Annotated in this window: 15 protein-coding genes; 11 read left to right on the forward strand and 4 right to left on the reverse strand. The window is 72.3% G+C overall.

The window, feature by feature from the left end:
* Positions 1 to 1,017 carry a substrate-binding domain-containing protein gene (locus ACQUSR_RS22400; RefSeq protein WP_431044384.1) on the reverse strand — a complete coding sequence of 339 codons (1,017 nt, stop codon included), beginning with the start codon at positions 1,015 to 1,017 and terminating at the stop codon, positions 1 to 3.
* 283 nt (positions 1,018 to 1,300) lie between these two features.
* On the opposite strand from ACQUSR_RS22400, the gene iolC reads away from it, so the two are divergent.
* From iolC to ACQUSR_RS22450, 10 genes are all read left to right on the forward strand, one after another.
* Positions 1,301 to 2,251, forward strand: coding sequence for a 5-dehydro-2-deoxygluconokinase (iolC, locus tag ACQUSR_RS22405; protein WP_431044385.1), 951 nt, complete (start codon positions 1,301 to 1,303; stop codon positions 2,249 to 2,251).
* A 193-nt stretch (positions 2,252 to 2,444) separates the two neighbouring features.
* Entirely contained in the window at positions 2,445 to 3,323 is an 879-nt protein-coding gene (locus ACQUSR_RS22410; RefSeq protein ID WP_431044386.1) for a Cgl0159 family (beta/alpha)8-fold protein, read from the forward strand.
* 182 nt (positions 3,324 to 3,505) lie between these two features.
* Entirely contained in the window at positions 3,506 to 4,504 is a 999-nt protein-coding gene (locus ACQUSR_RS22415; RefSeq protein ID WP_431047776.1) for a 5-deoxy-glucuronate isomerase, read from the forward strand.
* Positions 4,501 to 6,378 carry a 3D-(3,5/4)-trihydroxycyclohexane-1,2-dione acylhydrolase (decyclizing) gene (iolD, locus tag ACQUSR_RS22420; protein WP_431044387.1) on the forward strand — a complete coding sequence of 626 codons (1,878 nt, stop codon included), beginning with the start codon at positions 4,501 to 4,503 and terminating at the stop codon, positions 6,376 to 6,378. The genes ACQUSR_RS22415 and iolD overlap by 4 nt, the downstream gene beginning before the upstream one ends.
* A 59-nt stretch (positions 6,379 to 6,437) precedes the next feature.
* Entirely contained in the window at positions 6,438 to 7,931 is a 1,494-nt protein-coding gene (locus tag ACQUSR_RS22425) for a CoA-acylating methylmalonate-semialdehyde dehydrogenase (RefSeq protein WP_431044388.1), read from the forward strand.
* 242 nt (positions 7,932 to 8,173) lie between these two features.
* Positions 8,174 to 8,428 carry a hypothetical protein gene (locus ACQUSR_RS22430; protein WP_431044389.1) on the forward strand — a complete coding sequence of 85 codons (255 nt, stop codon included), beginning with the start codon at positions 8,174 to 8,176 and terminating at the stop codon, positions 8,426 to 8,428.
* 253 nt (positions 8,429 to 8,681) lie between these two features.
* The gene (locus ACQUSR_RS22435) at positions 8,682 to 9,110 is read left to right on the forward strand and encodes a VOC family protein (RefSeq protein ID WP_431044390.1); all 429 of its coding nucleotides are present in this window, start codon (positions 8,682 to 8,684) and stop codon (positions 9,108 to 9,110) included.
* A gap of 226 nt (positions 9,111 to 9,336) precedes the next feature.
* Positions 9,337 to 9,906: a DinB family protein gene (locus tag ACQUSR_RS22440; protein ID WP_431044391.1), complete on the forward strand. Its 570-nt coding sequence runs from the start codon at positions 9,337 to 9,339 to the stop codon at positions 9,904 to 9,906.
* A gap of 226 nt (positions 9,907 to 10,132) precedes the next feature.
* Positions 10,133 to 12,937, forward strand: coding sequence for an ABC transporter substrate-binding protein (locus tag ACQUSR_RS22445; protein WP_431044392.1), 2,805 nt, complete (start codon positions 10,133 to 10,135; stop codon positions 12,935 to 12,937).
* Positions 12,938 to 13,039: 102 nt separating this feature from the next.
* On the forward strand, positions 13,040 to 15,106 hold the full coding sequence (locus tag ACQUSR_RS22450; RefSeq protein WP_431044393.1) for an FUSC family protein: 2,067 nt from the start codon (positions 13,040 to 13,042) through the stop codon (positions 15,104 to 15,106).
* Between the two features lie 122 nt (positions 15,107 to 15,228).
* Here the strand turns inward: ACQUSR_RS22450 and ACQUSR_RS22455 are convergent, their stop codons facing one another.
* From ACQUSR_RS22455 to ACQUSR_RS22465, 3 genes are read right to left on the reverse strand one after another with little or no spacing between them, the layout of a single operon-like run.
* Positions 15,229 to 15,978, reverse strand: coding sequence for a succinate dehydrogenase/fumarate reductase iron-sulfur subunit (locus tag ACQUSR_RS22455; protein ID WP_431044394.1), 750 nt, complete (start codon positions 15,976 to 15,978; stop codon positions 15,229 to 15,231).
* Positions 15,975 to 17,948, reverse strand: coding sequence for a fumarate reductase/succinate dehydrogenase flavoprotein subunit (locus tag ACQUSR_RS22460; RefSeq protein ID WP_431044395.1), 1,974 nt, complete (start codon positions 17,946 to 17,948; stop codon positions 15,975 to 15,977). Before ACQUSR_RS22460 ends, ACQUSR_RS22455 begins: the two co-directional genes overlap by 4 nt.
* Position 17,949: 1 nt before the next feature.
* On the reverse strand, positions 17,950 to 18,654 hold the full coding sequence (locus ACQUSR_RS22465; protein WP_431044396.1) for a succinate dehydrogenase cytochrome b subunit: 705 nt from the start codon (positions 18,652 to 18,654) through the stop codon (positions 17,950 to 17,952).
* An 83-nt stretch (positions 18,655 to 18,737) separates the two neighbouring features.
* On the opposite strand from ACQUSR_RS22465, the gene ACQUSR_RS22470 reads away from it, so the two are divergent.
* Entirely contained in the window at positions 18,738 to 19,628 is an 891-nt protein-coding gene (locus ACQUSR_RS22470) for a LysR family transcriptional regulator (RefSeq protein ID WP_431044397.1), read from the forward strand.
* Positions 19,629 to 19,630 lie beyond the last annotated feature (2 nt).

The following is a 19,630-nucleotide window of genomic DNA, read 5'->3' on the forward strand; positions in this document are numbered from 1 at the left end:
TCACCTCGTGCCCTTCGTGGCGAACTTCTCGATCTCGGCCACGTTGTCCTTGTCGACGAAGGCGGGGCCGGTCAGGACGGGTTCCTCGCCGCCGCCGCTGAAGTTGCCGTTCTGCTTGTACAGCCACATGGCGTCGAGTGCCAGGTAGCCCTGGAGGAACGGCTGCTGGTCGACGGCGACTTCCACGTCGCCGCTCTTGACCGCGGCGATCAGCTCCTTGTTGAGGTCGAAGGTGGCGACCTTGGCGTCGCCGCCGCCGGCGTCGTCGGCGGACCGGACGGCCGTCAGCGCGAAGGGGGCGCCGAGGGTGACGACATGGTCGATCCCGGAGTCCTGCTTGAGCTTGGCGGTGATCGTGGACTTCACCGAGGGCATGTCGGTGCCGTTGACATAGAGGATGTCGGTCTTGCCCTCGAAGGTCTCCTTCACGCCCCGGCACCGGGCTTCGAGTCCGACGTTGCCCTGCTCGTGGATGACGCAGATGGTGTGCTTCGCGCCGAGCTTGGTGAGCCGCTCGCCGAGCGCCTCACCGGCGATCTCCTCGTCCTGCCCGAAGAACTCCAGCAGGCCCTGGTCCTTCCACTCCCCGAGTCCGGAGTTGAGCCCCGTGACGGGAATCCCGGCCTTGCGCGCCTTGGCCAGCGCGCCCTTCATGGCGTCCGGCTTGGCCAGGGTGACCACGATGCCGTCGACCTTCTGGTCGACGGCGTTCTGCACCAGGTTGGCCTGGTTGGCGCCGTTGGGGTCGCTGGAGTACACCAGCTCGATGTTGTCCTTGGCGGCGGCGGCCTTGGCGCCCTTGCGCACGACGTCCCAGAAGGTGTCGCCGGGGGCCGCGTGCGTGATCAGTGCGACCTTCATCCGGGGGGTGTTCGCCTTGCCGGCGGAGAAGTCGCCGGCGGCCTCCTGGGCCTTCTTGCCGCCTTGGCTGCTACAGCCCGCCGCGAGCAGCAGGCCGGCGGCGGCGGTCGCGGCGGCGAGGGCCGCTCTGTGATGTCTCTTGATCCTGAGGTCCATCGGTACTGCACCTCTCAGATGTCACTGGCCTGATTCGTCAGATGTCCCTGGGCTGACTCGGCCGTTGCTGACCGGGAGCCAACTCCCTGGGGCGGCGGGCTGTCAAGACTTTGTCATGACAACAGTTCATCCGGACGTAACAACGCGATAACGCGGCCGAGCGTGGTCGGTCCAGACGTCAGAATGTAATGACAAATGCTTGACAGTGGGTGCCCATGGGTCTAGATCTGGTGGGCGTCCAGCACGGAAGCACGGGCCATCCAGCACGGAACGAAGGGGCAGCATGAGCGAGCCGTACGACCTGATCACCATGGGCCGGATCGGGGTGGACATCTACCCGCTCCAGACCGGTGTCCCGCTGTCCCAGGTCGAGACGTTCGGGAAGTTCCTCGGCGGCTCGGCGACCAACGTCGCGGTGGCCGCCGCCCGGTTGGGCCGCCGCACCGCGGTGATCACCCGTACCGGGGCGGACCCCTTCGGCGACTACCTCCACCAGGCGCTGCGCGAGTTCGGCGTGGACGACCGCTGGGTGACCCCGGTACCGGAGTACCCCACCCCGGTCACCTTCTGCGAGATCTTCCCGCCCGACGACTTCCCCCTCTACTTCTACCGCCGGCCCAAGGCGCCTGATCTGGAGATCCGCGGCGACGAACTCGACCTCCGGGCGATCCGCGCCGCCCGGATCTTCTGGATGACGGGTACGGGGCTGTGCGAGGAGCCCAGCAGGACGGCGACGCTGGACGCGCTCGCGGCGCGCGCGAAGGCGGGCACCACCGTCTTCGACCTCGACTGGCGCCCCATGTTCTGGGCCGACCCGGCGCAGGCGCGTGCGTACTACGCCCAGGCGTTGCGACACGCCACCGTCGCCGTCGGCAACGTCGACGAATGTGAGATCGCCACCGGCGTACGGGAGCCCGCGGCCTGCGCCGAGGCGCTGCTCGACGCGGGCGTCGAACTCGCCGTCGTCAAACAGGGGCCCAAGGGCGTACTCGCCGTCCACCGCGACGGCACCACCGCCGAGGTCCCGCCCGTGCCCGTCGACGTCGTCAACGGACTCGGCGCGGGCGACTCCTTCGGCGGCGCCCTGTGCCACGGACTGCTGTCAGGCTGGGACCTGGAACGCACCATGCGCTACGCCAACGCGGCGGGCGCCATCGTCGCCTCCCGTCTGGCCTGCTCCTCCGCGATGCCCACCGCCGCCGAGGTCGAGGAGCTCCTCGTGGACACCCGCTGACCCCGCACCGCTCCGACCCCCACCGACTTCCCGGACTTCGATCCCCGGACCCGAACCCGGTTTCCGGATCCCGGATACCGGATCTCGATTCCGAACCCGGATTCCGGATCCCGGATCTCTGATCCCGATTCCGGGCCCGCGCCCGGAAGCCGCGGGCCCATGGATCCGACGACATCGCGAATGCGAGGACCCCTTGAGCATCAGCATCTCCGACCTCGTCACGGTGCGCGCCCGGCACCCCGAGGCCATCGCCGAGGCCGCCGCGCGCCGGGTCAGACGCCCCCTCATCGGCGACAGCGGCCGGCTGATGATCGTCGCCGCCGACCATCCGGCGCGCGGCGCCCTCGCCGTGGGGGACCGCGGGCTGGCCATGGCCAACCGGTTCGACCTGCTGGAACGGCTGTGCCGCGCGCTCTCCCGGCCCGGCGTCGACGGCGTCCTCGCCACCGCCGACATCCTGGAGGACCTGCTGCTGCTCGGCGCCCTCGACGACAAGGTCGCCGTCGGCTCCATGAACCGCGGCGGACTCGCCGGAGCCGCCTTCGAGCTCGACGACCGCTTCACCGGTCACCGCCCCCAGGACCTCGCCCGGCTCCGCTTCGACGCGGGCAAACTGCTGCTGCGCATCGACTACCAGGACCCGGGCTCGCTCACCACCCTGGAGGCCACCGCCCGCGCCATCGACGAGATGGCCGCGCACCAGCTGCCCGTCTTCGTCGAGCCGTTCATCTCCCGAAGGGCCGGCGGCAAGGTCACCAACGACCTGAGCGCCGAGGCCGTCACCCGCTCCATCGCCATCGCCTCCGGACTGGGCGGCACCTCCGCGTACACCTGGCTGAAGGTGCCGGTCACCGACGACCCCGACGAGATGGCGGCCGTCATGGAGACCTCCACCCTGCCCGCGGTGCTCCTCGGCGGCGACTCCGGCGCCGACCAGGACGAGGTGTACGAGAAGTGGCGCAAGGCGCTGCGGCTGCCCACCGTCCAGGGCCTCGTGGTCGGGCGCTCGCTGCTCTACCCGGCGCAGGGCACCGTCGAGACCGCCGTCGACACCGCCGTCGGCCTGCTCTGATCGAGCCCGGACCAGGGAAGACTCACACCATGACCTCAAGCACCACGAAGCCCACCGAGAGCACGGCGAAGACCGGCGGGAGCGCCGCGAAGTCGAGCGAGAGCACGGCGAAGACCGGCGAGGGCACCGCGGAGTCGACCGGGCGCGCCACGGAGTCCACCGACTTCCATCTGCCGGCGGGCATGGCGGCCTCCGGCCCGTACGCCGTGGACATCGACCCGGCGCGAGCCGACTGGGGCTACTCGTCGCTGCGCGTCCTGGAGCTCCCGCCCGGCGGCACGCACGCCTTCGCCACGGGCGACAGCGAGTGGATCGTGCTGCCGCTGGCCGGCGGCTGCACCGTCGCCGCCGACGGCGAGACCTTCGACCTGCACGGCCGCGCCGATGTCTTCAGCGGTGTCACCGACTTCGCGTACCTGCCGCGCGACACCGACGCCCGGATCAGCAGCGGCGCGGGCGGCCGCTTCGCCCTGACCGGCGCCCGCTGCGAGCGGCGGCTGCCCGCCCGGTACGGGCCGGCCTCCGACGTCCCCGTCGAACTGCGCGGCGCCGGCAGCTGCTCCCGCCAGGTCAACAACTTCGGCGCGGTGGGGGCCTTCGCATGCGACAGGCTCATCGCCGTCGAGGTCCTCACCCCCGGCGGCAACTGGTCCTCCTACCCGCCGCACAAGCACGACGAGTGCCGTCCGGGCGAGGAGAGCGAGCTGGAGGAGATCTACTACTTCGAGATCGCCGAGGCCCACGGCAGCGAGGGCGTCGGCTACCAGCGCGTCTCACCGTCAGGGCCCCCGAGCGAGCCGAAGGGCGCGCCGGTGTCGAAAGGGCAAGCGCGCGGAGGGCCCGAGGAACGAGGGCCCGAGCACGGTGGACCGTCGACACCGGGTCTGAGCGCCCGGAGGCAAGCGAGGGAGAAAAGGTACAGGGGCACCGACGTCCTCGCCGAGGTCCGCACCGGCGACACCGTCCTCATCCCCGACGGCTGGCACGGCCCGTCCATCGCCGCCCCCGGCCACACCATGTACTACCTCAACGTCATGGCAGGACCGGGCGCCGAACGCGCCTGGCTGATCTGCGACCACCCCGAGCACGCCTGGATCCGCGCCACCTGGCCCGACCAGCCCGTGGACCCCCGGCTTCCCCTCTACGACGCCCCCACCGCCCCTTCCGGAGACGCCCGATGACGACTCGACGGCTCACTGTCGCCCAGGCCCTGGTCGAGTTCCTGGGCCACCAGTACACCGAGCGCGACGGGCGGCGCCACCGCCTGATCACCGCCTGCTGGGGCATCTTCGGCCACGGCAACGTCGCGGGCCTCGGCCAGGCCCTGCTGGAGTCGGGGCCGGACACCCTGCCGTATCTCCAGGGCCGCAACGAGCAGGCCATGGTGCATGCCGCCGTCGGCTACGCCCGGCAGCGCGACCGGCTCTCCGCGCAGGCCGTCACCACCTCCATCGGCCCCGGCGCCACCAACCTCGTCACCGGCGCCGCCCTCGCCACCATCAACCACCTGCCCGTCCTGCTGCTGCCCGGCGACACCTTCGCCACCCGCTCGGCCGACCCGGTCCTCCAGCAGCTCGAAGTGCCCTACGCGGGCGATGTCTCCGTCAACGACGCCCTGCGGCCGGTCTCCCGCTACTTCGACCGCGTCGTACGCCCCGAGGCGCTCATCCCCGCCGCGCTCCAGGCGATGCGCGTCCTGGCCGACCCGGTCGACACCGGCGCCGTCACCCTGGCCCTCCCGCAGGACGTCCAGGCCGAAGCCTTCGACTGGCCCGAGGAGTTCTTCGCCGACCGCGTCTGGCACGTGCGCCGCCCGGCCCCCGACACCGCCGCGCTCGCCCACGCCGTACACGAGATCCGCGCCGCCCACCGGCCGCTGATCGTCGCGGGCGGCGGCGTCCACCACAGCGAGGCGGAGGAGGCGCTGCGCGCGCTCGTCGACACCACCGGCATTCCCGTCGCCTCCACCCAGGCGGGCAAGGGCTCGCTGCGCCACGACCACCCGGCCGACGTCGGCGGCATCGGCCACACCGGCACCGCCGTCGCCGACGACCTCGCCCGCACCGCCGACCTGGTCATCGGCGTCGGCACCCGCTACACCGACTTCACCACCGCCTCGAACACCCTCTTCGCCGAGCCCGGCGTCCGCTTCGTCAACCTCAACATCGCCGCCTTCGACGCGCACAAGCTCAGCGCCACCGCCCTGGTCGCCGACGCCCGTGCCGGACTCGAGGCCCTCACCCAGGCGCTGGCCGGACACCGGGTCGAGGAGTCCTACGAGGCGGAGTACCAGGCGGGCAAGGAGCGCTGGGAGCGCCGGGTGGACGCCGCGTACGCCGCCGAGGACGCGACCGTACGCCCCAGTCAGACCCAGGTGCTCGGCGCGCTGGACGCCGTCGTCGGCGACACCGACGTGGTCATCAACGCCGCCGGCTCCCTCCCCGGCGACCTGCACAAGCTGTGGCGGGCCCGGTCCCGGCGGCAGTACCACCTGGAGTACGGCTACTCCTGCATGGGCTACGAGATCCCGGCCGCGATCGGCGCCCGGCTCGCCGCCCCCGACCGCCCGGTGTGGGCGCTGGTCGGCGACGGTACGTACCTGATGATGCCGACCGAGATCGTCACTGCGGTCCAGGAGGGCGTCAACATCAACATCGTCCTCATCCAGAACCACGGATACGCCTCCATCGGCGGCCTCTCGGAGCAGACTGGAGGCGAGCGCTTCGGCACCGCCTACCGCTTCCGCACCGCCGACGGCACCTACACCGGCGACCCGCTGCCGGTGGATCTCGCGGCCAACGCGGCGAGCCTGGGCATGGAGGTCATCCGCGCGGCGACGGTGGCCGAACTGCGGACCGCGCTCGCCACCGCGCGCGCCTCCGACCGCCCCACATGTGTCTATGTGGAGACGGAAACAGCCGACACAGTGCCGGGCGCGCCCGCCGCACAGGCGTGGTGGGATGTGCCCGTCGCCCAGACCGCGACCCGCCCGGCCGCCGTCCAGGCCCGCAAGGACTACGACCGGCAGGCCGCCGCCCGCCGCCGCCACCTGTAGTACCGCCGCGCCCCGCCACCCCTTCGAGTCCTTCGAGCCCTTCGAGAAAGGCCCCGTAGATGAAGACCATCGACCACTGGATCGGCGGCAAGACCGTCGAGGGCGCGTCCGGTCACCACGGCCCGGTCTACAACCCGGCGACCGGCGCCCAGGAGACCCGCGTCGCCCTGGCCTCCGTGGCCGAGGTGGACGCCGCCGTCGCCGCCGCCAAGGACGCGTACCGCACCTGGGGGAAGACCTCCCTGGCCAGGCGCACCGCGATCCTGTACCGGTACCGCGAACTGCTGCACGCCCGCCGCGACGACATCGCCGCGCTGATCACCGCCGAGCACGGCAAGGTGCACTCCGACGCGCTCGGCGAGGTCGCCCGCGGTCTGGAGATCGTGGAGCTGGCCTGCGGCATCCCGCACAAGCTGAAGGGCGAGCTGTCCACCGAGGTCTCCACCGGCGTCGACGTCTCCTCGATCCGCCAGCCACTGGGCGTCGTCGCGGGCATCACCCCGTTCAACTTCCCGGCCATGGTGCCGCTGTGGATGTTCCCGGTCGCGCTCGCCTGCGGCAACACCTTCGTGCTCAAGCCGAGCGAGAAGGACCCGTCCGCGTCCTTCCTGCTCGCCGAACTCGCCGCCGAGGCGGGCGTCCCGGACGGCGTCCTCAACGTCGTCAACGGTGACAAGGTGGCCGTGGACCGCCTCCTGGAGCACCCGGACGTGGCGGCCGTCAGCTTCGTGGGCTCAACCCCCATCGCGAAGTACATCCAGACCAAGGCGGTCGAGCACGGCAAGCGCGTACAGGCCCTGGGCGGCGCCAAGAACCACATGCTGGTGCTGCCCGACGCCGACCTGGACGTGGCCGCGGACAACGCCATCAACGCCGCCTACGGATCGGCGGGCGAGCGCTGCATGGCCGTCTCCGTCGTCGTCGCCGTCGGCGACATCGGCGACGACCTGGTGAAGAAGATCGCCGACCGCGCCGCCAGGCTGCGGATCGGCCCGGGCACCGACCCGTCCTCGGAGATGGGCCCGCTCATCACGCGCGAGCACCGCGACAAGGTCGCGAGTTACGTGCACGGCGCGGCGGCCCAGGGCGCGGAGGTCGTCGTGGACGGTACCGGCTACACCGTCGAAGGCCACGCGGACGGCTTCTTCATCGGCGTCTCCCTGCTCGACAAGGTCCCGGTGACCGCCGACGCCTATCGCGACGAGATCTTCGGCCCGGTGCTGTGCGTGGTCCGCGCGGAGACCTACGACGAGGCCATCGAGCTGATCAACAGCTCCAAGTGGGGCAACGGCACCGCCATCTTCACCCGCGACGGCGGCGCGGCACGCCGCTTCCAGCTGGAGGTCGAGGCGGGCATGGTCGGCGTCAACGTCCCGATCCCGGTCCCCGTCGGCTACCACTCCTTCGGGGGCTGGAAGGACTCCCTCTTCGGCGACCACCACATCTACGGCAACGACGGCGTGCACTTCTACACCCGCGGCAAGGTCGTCACCACCCGCTGGCCGGACCCGAGCGAGAGCGGCATCAACCTGGGCTTCCCCAGCAACCACTGAGTCGCTTGCCTCCTCAGCCCTCGGGCGGGCCCGAAATCGAGCCCGCCCGAGGGAGGGCCGGTAGCGTCGATCGCGACCGTGTCCGTCGAGCCGGTCCATCGACGGCTCAGGGGAGGGGAGTTGGGCATGCACGTGCTTGCCGGCGCGACCGGTATGCGCAGGCTCTTCGGCGCCGAAGTGCGGGCCTATCCGGGGCGGGTGACGGCGGCCGCCCTGGCCTGCGCCGTCACCGGCGGGAGTGGGTGCCTGCACGCTGCTGCGTCCTGTACGAGGCCCTGGGCGCGGCCGTGGTCGGCGTGACCCTGGCGGCTCTCACCGCGCTGACCTGCCTGGTCCCCCTTGCCGTGGCAGTGGGCAATGGCCCGATGCCGGCCTTCGACGTGCCTTGGACGGTCGGCGTCCTGGCGGCTGTGGGGGTGGCGGTCGCCGCTCCGGCCGCGATGACGGCCCATCCGCTGGCGGGAATCCGGCGCCAGTTCGCCAGGGGCTCCGAATGAACGTCGTGCCCTGACCTCCTGCGAAGGCTCCGTTCTCATCTGGCTGGTACGCATTGTCCCAGATGTTTATGGTCACTAAGATCGGTCGGGTGACTGCCGGGTCGGCCATGGGCCATGCACGAGTGAGGTTCCCGGCCTCGGCGTGAGCGCGAGGCGGGCACGAGGCCCGCCCCCTTCTCCGTGTCTTTGCTTCCGGCGCCCTTGCGTGGCGTCCTCATTCCAGCAAATCCAAAGACCCGGAGACACACCTCTCATGCCAAACAACCAGCTGCACCCGCACGAATCCGAGCTGCCGACGACCGCCGTCCAGCTGAACCACACCGCCGTCTACGCCAGCGACCGGCACCTGTCGGCCGAGTTCATCGCCACGATCCTGGGGTTGAAGGTCGGCGCTCCGTTCGGGCCGTTCGTGCCCGTCGACCTCGGCAACGGCGTAACGCTCGACTACTACGAGAAGAGGGACGAGCCGATTCAGTCGCAGCACTACGCGTTCCTCGTGCCGGAAGCGCAGTTCGACGCCATGATCGGCCGCCTGGAAGCGGTCGGGGTCACCTACTACGCCGATCCAAGTCACACCGAACCCGGCCAGATCAACCGGCTGTTCGGCGGCCGCGGGGCGTACTTCGACGACCCGGACGGTCACAACATGGAGATCATGACCCGGCCCTACGTCCGCCCTTAGCGGGCCGCCTGGCGGCGCTCCGTCGAGCCCTCCTCGGCACGTGCCTCTCCAGCGGCGTCGTGCCCCCCCCCGCGTCCGCGTGTGGGGGGCACGGGCAGCGCCCCCGGCCCGGCCCGGCGTGAGCCGTGCTGCGGCTGATCCTCCCTCATTTAGGTCAGAATATGACCGCTTTCGCCTCTAGCGTGGCGCTTGACCGACGGAACAGCAGCAACCGAAGGCGGAGACGATGAGCGAGACGACGAACATCAACGAGCTGACCACCCGCGCCCTGGCCGACGCGCCGACCGCCCCGGGTGAGCGGGCCGACCTGCTGGCGGCGCTGGCCGGGCACCGGCACTACCTGCGCTTCACCACCCGCGACCTCACCGACGAGCAGGCCGGGCGGCGGACCACCGCCAGCGAACTGTGCCTGGGCGGTCTGATCAAGCACGTCACGGTGGTCGAGCGGACCTGGGTGGCCTTCATCCTGGGCGGCCCGTCGGCGATGGGCGACTTCACCGCCATGACCGAGGCTGACTGGGCCCGGCGGGCCGACGAGTTCCGACTGCTGCCAGGCGAGACGCTGGCCGGTGTGCTGGCCGACTACGCTGAGGCGGCCCGCCGTACTGACGAGCTGGTCGCCACCCTGCCCGATCTGGACGCGACCCAGCCGCTGCCGAAGGCCCCGTGGTGCGAGCCCGGCGTGCGGTGGTCGGCCCGCCGGGTGCTGATGCACATCATCGGCGAGACCGCCCAGCACGCGGGCCATGGCGACATCATCCGCGAGTCCCTGGACGGTGCCAAAAGCATGGGCTGACCAGCCGGTTCGGTCCGTTGCCTGACGGTCTTGCCGTATCTCGTGGCGATGCCTCGGAACCCCTTGGGCGGCAACGCGGGCGGCCCTTCTCCCGTCGTGGGACGCGGATGCTCTCCAGCAGGGGGGCGGGCGCACACGCTGAGAGGGGCCTGCGGGGGTTTGTGCGACCCGTGCGTCGGGGATCCCAAGTGGACTGAGATCGCAGGCGAGTTGGGGGGTTCCGGTGATGCCGGAGAGAGGGCGGGGGCTGGATGGGGGGTTCCTGCCGGGGGACGGGGTGCAGGAGTTCGTCGCGGCGTTCAAGCGGGCCGTGGTGCCGGAGGATCCGCGGGCCAAAGGGCGTGATGTGCTGCCGCCCGTCGTGCTGCTCGTCGAAGGGGACGACGCGGCGGAGCGGGCGGGGCGGGTCGTGCGGGGGCTGGAGTGGTGCCTGCGCGGGCGCGGGGCGAAGCTGGTGCCGTACGCGCGGGTCGGGGCCGGCGACATGCGGACCGCGGCGGGCGCGGGGCGGCCGCTGGCCCTCGCCGTCGGGGCGGGGTTGACGAACGACGTACCGCGACGCACCGGGCGGCTGCGGCTGCCGGACTTCTGGCTGATGCGGGACGTCGTGGAGCTGGGGCTCGGCGGCCCGGCGGCGCCGCTCACCGGGGAGGCGCTGCGCGACCACTGCTACGGAAAGCGCCGGCTGCGCGGGCGGGTGCTGCGGACCCTGTGGGCGCTCGGTGGACCGGGCGGCGACGGTCGACCAGGCGGGGAAGGCGGGGCGGGCGGCGACGGCGGCGGCGGGCAGGTGCAGGCGTCCGGGCGGGTCACGCTCGCGCTCCAGATGGTCGTACGGCCGCTGACGCAGCTCCTGCCGCGCTGGTGGTGGGGGCGCAGGCGCACCCGGCGGCTGCTGTGGTCCAAGAAGCGCGGCTGGTACGCCGACTGGCGGGACATCGGGCACGGGCGCCGCTCCGTGGAGTTCTTCGACGATGTCGCGCAGTGGTTGGAGTCCGTCGGCCCGCTGGAGCCGGAGGCCGCGGCCGTGGAGTTCGAGCTGCTGCTGCTGCGGGCGCTGCTGGTGGATCTGAAGGCCGCGGCCCGCCCCGGGCGGCTCTCCCCCTGGCGGCGCCGGCGGCGCACCCGCTTCGCCGTCCTGCTCGAACTGCCCGATGGCCGGGCCGCCGGTGCCGGGAAGCGGTTTCTCGCGGAGTACGGTCCGGCCGTCGAGGAGACCGGATGTGCCGCCGTCGTCGTCGTGGCCGTAGGACCCGTGGGGTCCGTGGGGTCCGGCGGGTCCGCGGACAGCGCACCCGCCGGAGAGCGCTGCTCCGGACCGGCCGACGCGGCGTCCCGGCTGGACCACGCGGCCGGGATGCCCGACAGCACTCCGGAGCCGCTGCTGGCCCCGCTGCCCGGGTCCGTGCCATCGACTCCGTCCGGCGGGCGGCGGGTCAGTCCGGTCGCGCCGCGGACGTTCCGGATCGGCCCGGCCACCGAGCTGCTGATGGAGGGCGTTGTCTGCGTGGCGCTCCTGGCCGGGCTGCTGCTCCCGATGGGGCTCGGAGGTGGTGGCGGCAGTGCCGCGTGCCTGGGCGGTGCGACCGGCGGCTCGGCCCCGGCCGCCCGGCCGCCCCGGGCCCCGTCGCCCAAGGAGCAGTACGACAAGCTCATGCGGATGATCGACAGCGAGAACGCGAGGGTGGCGCGGCGACGGCACGGGACGTTCCGGACGGTCATCCACGTGGGGGCGTCGGTGGCCGGGAACCGGGAGGAGGAGCGGTTCGACGGCGCGATCCCGGAGCTGCGCGGCATCGTGCTGGCGCAGCGCGAGCTGAACAACGAGGCGCTGAGCGACCACCAGAAGGTGTGGTTGCGCGTCGAACACCGCGACGCGGGCGAGCGTTTCAAGGACGCCGTCGACGTCGCCGAGGGCATCGTGCGCCAGGCCGAGCGGAACCCGAACACCATCGGCGTGGTGGGCTTCGCCGAGAGCCGCACGGTGACCCAGGAAGCCGTACGGGTGCTGGGCGACGCGGGCATCCCCATGGTCGGCACCACGGCCACTGCCGACCAGATGCAGGTCAGCCGCTACTACCGGCCGATGGCGCCGAGCAACAGCCGCGAGACCCGGATCGAGGGCGAGTTCGCGCACCGGGCGCGGATCATGGAGGACGCGTCGGGCGGCTGCGCGCCCGCCGAGGCGGCGGTGGTGATCCAGGATCCGCTCGATGTCTACAGCAAGGGGCTCGGGGACGGGTTCGCCGAGACCTTCGGCCGGGACAGGTGGCACAAGCTGTGGTACTCGCCCGACGCCCCGGACGGCAGCGGCGGCGGGAGCGGCAACGGACCGGACACCGATCGCGTCTCGCGCAAGGAGACCATCCGGGACGTCGCGGAAGCGGTGTGCGAGCGGATCACACAGCGGCCCCGCACCGTCGTCTTCTGGGCCGCCCGCGCCCGCGAGTTCACCGCCTTCCTCAACGACTTCGGCGACAACACTTCTTGCGAGGGCCGGAAGCTGACCGTGCTCGGCGGCAACGAGCTGACCAACGCCGCCCTCTCCGGGGAGTACCAGGACCGCCTGTGGCCGCGTTCGTGGCTGCGGCTCTACCACTCGGCCCACGTACTGCCCGCCGGACACCCGCGCAGCAGCGACACCGCCAAGGAGTTCACCGACATCTACGCCCGCCAGTTCGGGAAGAACGACCTGTGGCGCGACGACGGGCACGCGGCTCTGGCCTTCGACGCGATGCAGCTGATCGCGGCCGCCGCCAACAAGGCGTACGCGGGCACGGACGGCCGGGACGTGAGCCGCTCCAACGTCCAGTCCAGCCTCTACAACGGCATCCGCAAGGAAGGCGCCAGCGGCTACCTCGACTTCGGGCAGGGCGGGCGCACCGTCTCCCGCGACAAACCGCTGGTCATCGTGCACCACACCGGGCGCGGCTCGGAGCCGGTGCTCTACTGCGGGGCGTTCGCGCAGAACACCGGCCGGATCACGAAGTGGGGCCCGGGCGGGGAGTTCGCCTGCCCCAGGGACAGCTGACGGGGGTGTTCGCCTGTCCCCGGGACAGCTGACGGCTCGGGGGCGCGCGTTGCGGCGGCCGCCGCCCCGGGTTCCCCTGGCCGACCCCGTAGGCTCCTCCGTATGAGCTGGTCACGGGCGTTGAAGGAGGCCACGCGGGCCGGGCTGACCATCGAGCGCATCGACCGCACCCGGCTCGAACCGGTCGTGGCGCTCCGGGGCGCGTGCGGCGTCGCGATCGTCATCGGGCTCACGCTCTGGCTCGGTTCGCCCGCGCTCGCCGTCTCCTCCGCCTTCGGCGCGTTCTCCTCGGGCCTGGCCACCTTCCAGCGCAGCTGGCGGCCCCGGCCCGCGCTGGCGCTCGCCGCCGCCGCGGCGCTCGCGGTGAGCACTTTCCTCGGCTACCTCGCCGCCGCGAACACCGTCCTGTTCGCCGTGCTGCTGGCGGTGTGGACGCTGCTGACCGGCATGGCCTGGGCCGTCGGCCCGGTCTCCGGGCTGGTCGCCACCCAGATGGTCGCGGTCATGCTGATCACCGTCACCCTGCCGACCTCGGTGGTCGGCGCGCTGGAGCACACCGCGCTGATCGCCTTCGGCGGTGTCGTCCAGGCGGCGCTCATCGTGCTGTTCCCCGTACGGCCCTGGGGCGTTCAGCGGGACGCGCTCGCCGACGCCCTCGCCGGGGTCGCCGACTACGCGCGCCGACTGCGCCACGACCCGGTCGCGCCGTTCGATCCGCTGCCGCTGATGGACGCCCGCAGCGCCGCCGCCCTGACCCCCCGGCAGGCCCGGCGCAGGCCCGGCCAGCTGCGCGGCTTCCGGGGGCTGGCCGAGCGCATCCGGCCGGTCCTGGCCTCCCTGGCCGATCCCGTCGTCGGCGCCCCGGAGACCGGGCCCCAGCGCGAGCGCGTCCGCGATCTGCTGGCCGCCACCGCCTCCGTCCTGGACGCCGTCGCGCACGCCGTCCGCAAGGGCGAGCCGGTCCGGCTGCCGCCGGAGGCCATGGCGGTACTGGAGGTGCCCGCCGCCGGGCCGATGCTCGACGGCGCCGCCCGCCGCGCGGCGCTGCGTCTGATGGCGCTGGTCGGCGACGTGGTGGAGGCCACCGAGGGCCCGGTGGAGGCGGTCACCGCCGAGGGCCGGAAGGACTACCGGCATCTGCCGCGCCCCACCGTGCCCGGCCTCGTCCCCGAAGTGCTGCGCACCCTGCACCGCGAGGCCCGCTGGTCCTCGCCCGTCCTGCGGCATGCCGTACGGGTCACGGCCGTCGCCGTCTGCGGGTATCTGGCGGGCGCCGCGCTGCCCTGGGGCCACGGCTACTGGGCGCCCCTGACCTCCGTCATGGTGATGCGGCCGGACTTCGGGCAGACGTACGCGCGCGGGGTCGCCCGGTTCGCGGGCACCCTCGGCGGGGTGGCGCTCGCCGGCGCGGCCATGGCGCTCGCCCACCCGGGCGAGCAGGTCAGCGCGGTGCTGGCCGTGCTCTGCGTCGGACTGCTGTATCTGCTGCTGCGCACCGGATACGCGGTCGCCTCCGCCTGCATCAGCGGGTACGTCATCTTCCTGCTCGGCATCGCGGGCGAGGGCTGGTCGCAGACCGTGGCCGCGCGGGTGGCGCTGACCCTGCTCGGCGGGCTGCTGGCCCTGGCCGCGTACGCCGTCTTCCCCGCCTGGGAGACCCCGGTGCTGCGGGACCGGCTGGCCGACTGGCTGGCGGCGAACGGCCGCTACGCGGTCGCCGTACTCGAAGCCCACGCCCGGCCCGCCGAGCGGCGTCCCCGCCAGGTGCGCGAGGCGCTGCTGGACGCCCGCGCGGCGCGCGTCGCCTGGGAGGAGACACTGGCACGCGCCCAGCAGGAGCCGGTGACGGTTCCCGAGCTGACCCGCGAGGCGGCCGAGGCGGCGGGCACCGCGGTCGGCGCGCTGGGGCGGGTCACCATGCTGCTGGAGGCGCACCTGCCGGACCGGGACGCCGCGCCGTCGCCGGAGGCCGCGGACTTCGCCGCGGCGTTGCGTACGGCGCTGCCGCCGGCGGCGGACGCGGTACGCGAGGCTCGGCCGCTGGATTGGGGGCCGGTGGACGAGGCGCTGGAACGGTGGCAGGAGCGGGCGGGGGAGCGGCCCGGGGTCGCGGTCCGCGGGGCGGAACTCCTGGCGGAGGCGCTGGGGGAGGCGGCGGCCGCGCTCTGACCGGGCCGCGCCGCCCCCCCCGGACCGGTCTCCCCAGACCGGCCTCCCTCAGACCGGTCCCCCCAACCGGCTCCCCCAGACCGGCCCCCCGGACCGGTCTCCCCCGTCCCTCCCCCGTGGACTTACGGCCTGCCGCCGCGCAGCGTGGCCCGCATGTACTCCCGGTTCATCGTGGAGATGGACTGGAGCGGAATGCCCTTGGGGCAGGCGACCGCGCACTCACCGGTGTTCGTACAGCCGCCGAAGCCCTCCGCGTCCATCGTGCCGACCATGTCCAGCACCCGCGACTCCCGCTCGGGCGCGCCCTGCGGCAGTACGTTCAGGTGGACCACCTTGGCCGAGGTGAACAGCATCGCCGAACCGTTGGGGCACGCCGCGACGCAGGCCCCGCAGCCGATGCACTCGGCGTGCTCGAAAGCGGTGTCGGCGACCGGCTTCGGCACCGGCGTGGCGTGCGCCTCCGGCGCGCTGCCGGTCGGCACCGAGACGTAGCCGCCCGACCCGATGATCCGGTCGAACGCCGACCGGTCCACCACCAGGTCCTTCACCACCGGGAACGCCGCGGCCCGCCACGGCTCGACGTCGATGGTGTCGCCGTCCTCGAAGTGCCGCATGTGCAGCTGGCAGGTGGTGGTGCGCTCGGGCCCGTGCGCCCGCCCGTTGATGACCATGCCGCACGCGCCGCAGATGCCCTCGCGGCAGTCGTGGTCGAAGGCCACCGGCTCATCGCCGCGCAGGATGAGTTCTTCGTTGAGCGTGTCCAGCATCTCCAGGAAGGACATGTCCGGGGAGATGCCGTCGACGGTGTACAGGGTCATGGCGCCGGGCTCCTCAGGTCCGCGCTGGCGCCAGATCCGCAGGGTGAGCCTCATGCGTAACTCCGCTGGGTGGGGTGGACGTACTCGAAGGTCAGCGGCTCCTTGTGGAGGACGGGGGCCGCTCCCGTACCCGTGAACTCCCAGGCCGCCGCGTATGCGAACTCCTCGTCGCGGCGGGCCGCCTCGCCGTCGTCGGTCTGGCTCTCCTCCCGGAAGTGCCCGCCGCAGGACTCCGCGCGGTGCAGCGCGTCGAGGCACATCAGCTCGGCCAGCTCCAGATAGTCGACGATGCGATTGGCCTTCTCCAGGGACTGGTTGAGCTCCTCGCCGGAGCCCGGCACCTTGATGCGGCGCCAGAACTCCTCGCGCAGCGCGGGGATGCGCTCCAGCGCCTTGCGCAGACCGGCCTCGTCGCGGGCCATGCCGCAGTGGTCCCAGAGCAGTTCGCCGACCTCGCGGTGGAAGGAGTCCGGGGTGCGGTCGCCGTCGTTGGCCAGGAGCCGGTGCAGCCGGTCCGTCACCTCCGACACCGCCTCCGACACCGCCGGATGGCCGGGGTCGACCTCGTCGTGCGGGTGCCGGGCCAGGTAGTCGTTGATGGTGGACGGCAGCACGAAGTAGCCGTCGGCCAGGCCCTGCATCAGCGCGGAGGCGCCGAGCCGGTTGGCGCCGTGGTCGGAGAAGTTCGCCTCACCGATCGCGAACAGCCCGGGAACGGTGGTCTGGAGGTCGTAGTCGACCCACAGGCCGCCCATCGTGTAGTGGATGGCGGGGTAGATGCGCATCGGCACCTCGTACGGGTCCTCGGCGGTGATGCGCTCGTACATCTCGAAGAGGTTGCCGTACTTCTCCGCGACCTTCTCCCGGCCCATCCGCCGGATGGCGTCGGCGAAGTCCAGATAGACGCCCTGCCCGCCGGGGCCGACCCCCCGGCCCTCGTCGCAGACGTTCTTCGCGGCCCGCGAGGCGATGTCGCGCGGCACCAGGTTGCCGAAGGACGGATAGATCCGCTCCAGGTAGTAGTCGCGCTCGTCCTCGGGGATCCGGCCCGGCGGCCGGGTGTCGCCCTTGGCCTTGGGCACCCAGATCCGGCCGTCGTTGCGCAGCGACTCGCTCATCAGCGTCAGCTTCGACTGGTGGTCGCCGGAGCGCGGGATGCACGTCGGGTGGATCTGGGTGAAGCAGGGGTTGGCGAAGTACGCGCCGCGCCGGTGCGCCCGCCAGACGGCGGTGGCGTTGGAGTTCTTGGCGTTCGTCGACAGATAGAAGACGTTGCCGTAGCCGCCGGAGGCCAGGACCACGGCGTCGGCGACGTACGTGCCGATCTCGCCGGTGACCAGATCGCGGGCGACGATGCCGCGGGCCCGGCCGTCGACGACGAGCAGGTCCAGCATCTCGGTGCGCGCGTGCATCTCGACGTTGCCCGCGGCGATCTGCCGGGACAGTGCCTGGTAGGCGCCGAGCAGCAGCTGCTGACCGGTCTGGCCGCGGGCGTAGAAGGTACGGGAGACCTGCACGCCGCCGAAGGAGCGGGTGTCCAGCAGCCCGCCGTACTCCCGGGCGAACGGCACGCCCTGCGCCACGCACTGGTCGATGATCTCCACCGAGACCTGCGCGAGCCGGTGCACGTTGGACTCGCGGGCGCGGAAGTCGCCGCCCTTGACGGTGTCGTAGAACAGCCGCCGGATCGAGTCGCCGTCGTTGCGGTAGTTCTTCGCGGCGTTGATGCCGCCCTGCGCGGCGATGGAGTGGGCGCGGCGCGGGGAATCCTGGTAGCAGAACTGGACGACGTGGTAGCCCTGTTCGGCGAGGGTGGCGCCCGCGGCGCCGCCCGCCAGGCCGGTGCCGACCACGATCACGGTGTACTTGCGGCGGTTGGCCGGGTTGACCAGCTTCGCCTCGAAGCGGCGGCGGTCCCAGCGCTCCTCGATGGGGCCGTCGGGCGCCTTGGTGTCGGTGACGGGCGCACCAGTGGTGTAGTCGCTGTAACCGGTGGGTTCGGTGGGTTCGGTACGGGTGGTCATCTCAGCTCACGACTCCGGTCATCACGCCGACGGGTATGGAGATGAAGCCGCAGGTCAGCACGGCGGCCAGGCCGTTGGCCACGGCCTTGAGCGCCCGGTCGCGGCGCGGGCTGCCCGCGCCCAGGGTCTGGGCGGCGCTCCAGAACCCGTGCCGTACGTGGAACCCGAGGGCGACCATGGCGGTGATGTAGATGGTGTTGCCGTACCAGGTGGAGAAGGTCGCCACGAGGTTCTCGTACGGATGGCCGGGCTCGGCGTGCTCGTTCACCGTCAGCGTCGTCAGGTCCAGGATGTGCCAGACGATGAACAGGCCGAGGATCACCCCGCCCCAGCGCATGGTGCGGGTGGCGTAGCTCGCGCGCCGCCGCTGGTGGACGTAACCCTGCGGGCGTGCGGCCAGGTCGCGGCGGCTGAGCTGGTACGCGGCGGTGCCGTGCAGCACCACCGCGGTCACCAGCGCCACGCGCGCCAGCCACAGGAACCACTCGTGGTGCAGGAACGGTTCACCGATGGTGCGCAGCCACCGCCCGTACGCGTTGAACTCCTCGGGACCGAAGAAGACCTTGAGGTTGCCCAGAAGATGGGCGACCAGGTACGCGAGCATGATCAGGCCGGTGACGGCCATGACCGCCTTCTTGCCGACGGTCGACCGCCAGACGTAGCCGATGAGGGACGGCCGCCGGTCCGGCCGCGTCGCCAATGCCATGGGCACGACGCTAAGGACTGCCGTGGCAATCCGTCCAAGACATGAAGCAGCTCGTTTCGATAGGCACTCACTATCATAGGTGCGTGCAACTGCAACAGCTCCGCTATTTCGCCGCCGTCGCCGACACCCGGCACTTCACCCGCGCCGCCGATCTGCTGCACGTCGCCCAGCCCTCCCTCTCCCAGCAGATCCGGGCCCTCGAACGGGAGCTGGGCGCCGACCTGTTCCACCGCGCCCGCGGCAACATCACGCTCACCGACGCCGGGGAGGCGCTGCTGCCGCTCGCCAGGCAGATCCTCGCCGACACCGAGACCGCGCACCGCGAGGTGCAGGAGGTCGCCCAGCTGCGGCGCGGCCGGGTCCGGCTCGGGGCGCCGCCCAGCCTGTGCGCCAGCCTCGTCCCCGACGTGCTGCGCGCCTTCCACGCGCGCTATCCGGGCATCGAGCTGTTCATCGACGAGGGCGGCTCGAAGGACCTGGTGCGCACGCTGGCCGCGGGCGGACTCGACCTGGCCCTGATCATCACCCCGCTGACCGGCGACGCCCCGGCGCTGGCCACCACCGAACTGCTGGGGGAGGACCTGGTGGTGGTCTCCGCGCCGAGCGCGCCCGCGCCCGTGAGTCGCCGGATCCGGGTCGCGGACCTGCGGGACCGGCCGATGGTGATGTTCCGGCGGGGCTACGACCTGCGCGAGTTCACCACCGCCGCCTGTCACGCGGCGGGCTTCGAACCCGCCTTCACCGTGCAGGGCGGCGAGATGGACGCGGTACTGGGCTTCGTACGGGCCGGGCTCGGGCTCGCCGTCGTTCCCGGAATGGTGGCGGCGCGCTCCGGGCTGCGGGTCACCCGGTTCGCGGCGGGGGAGGGGATGCGGCGGACCATCGCGGTGGCGCACCGCAAGGACGTGGCGCCGACGCGGGCGGCGCGGGAGCTGCGGCGGGTGCTGCTGGAGCACCTGGGTCCGCAGGGCTGAGC

This window comes from Streptomyces sp. P1-3 (assembly GCF_050613155.1).
GTDB lineage: Bacteria > Actinomycetota > Actinomycetes > Streptomycetales > Streptomycetaceae > Streptomyces.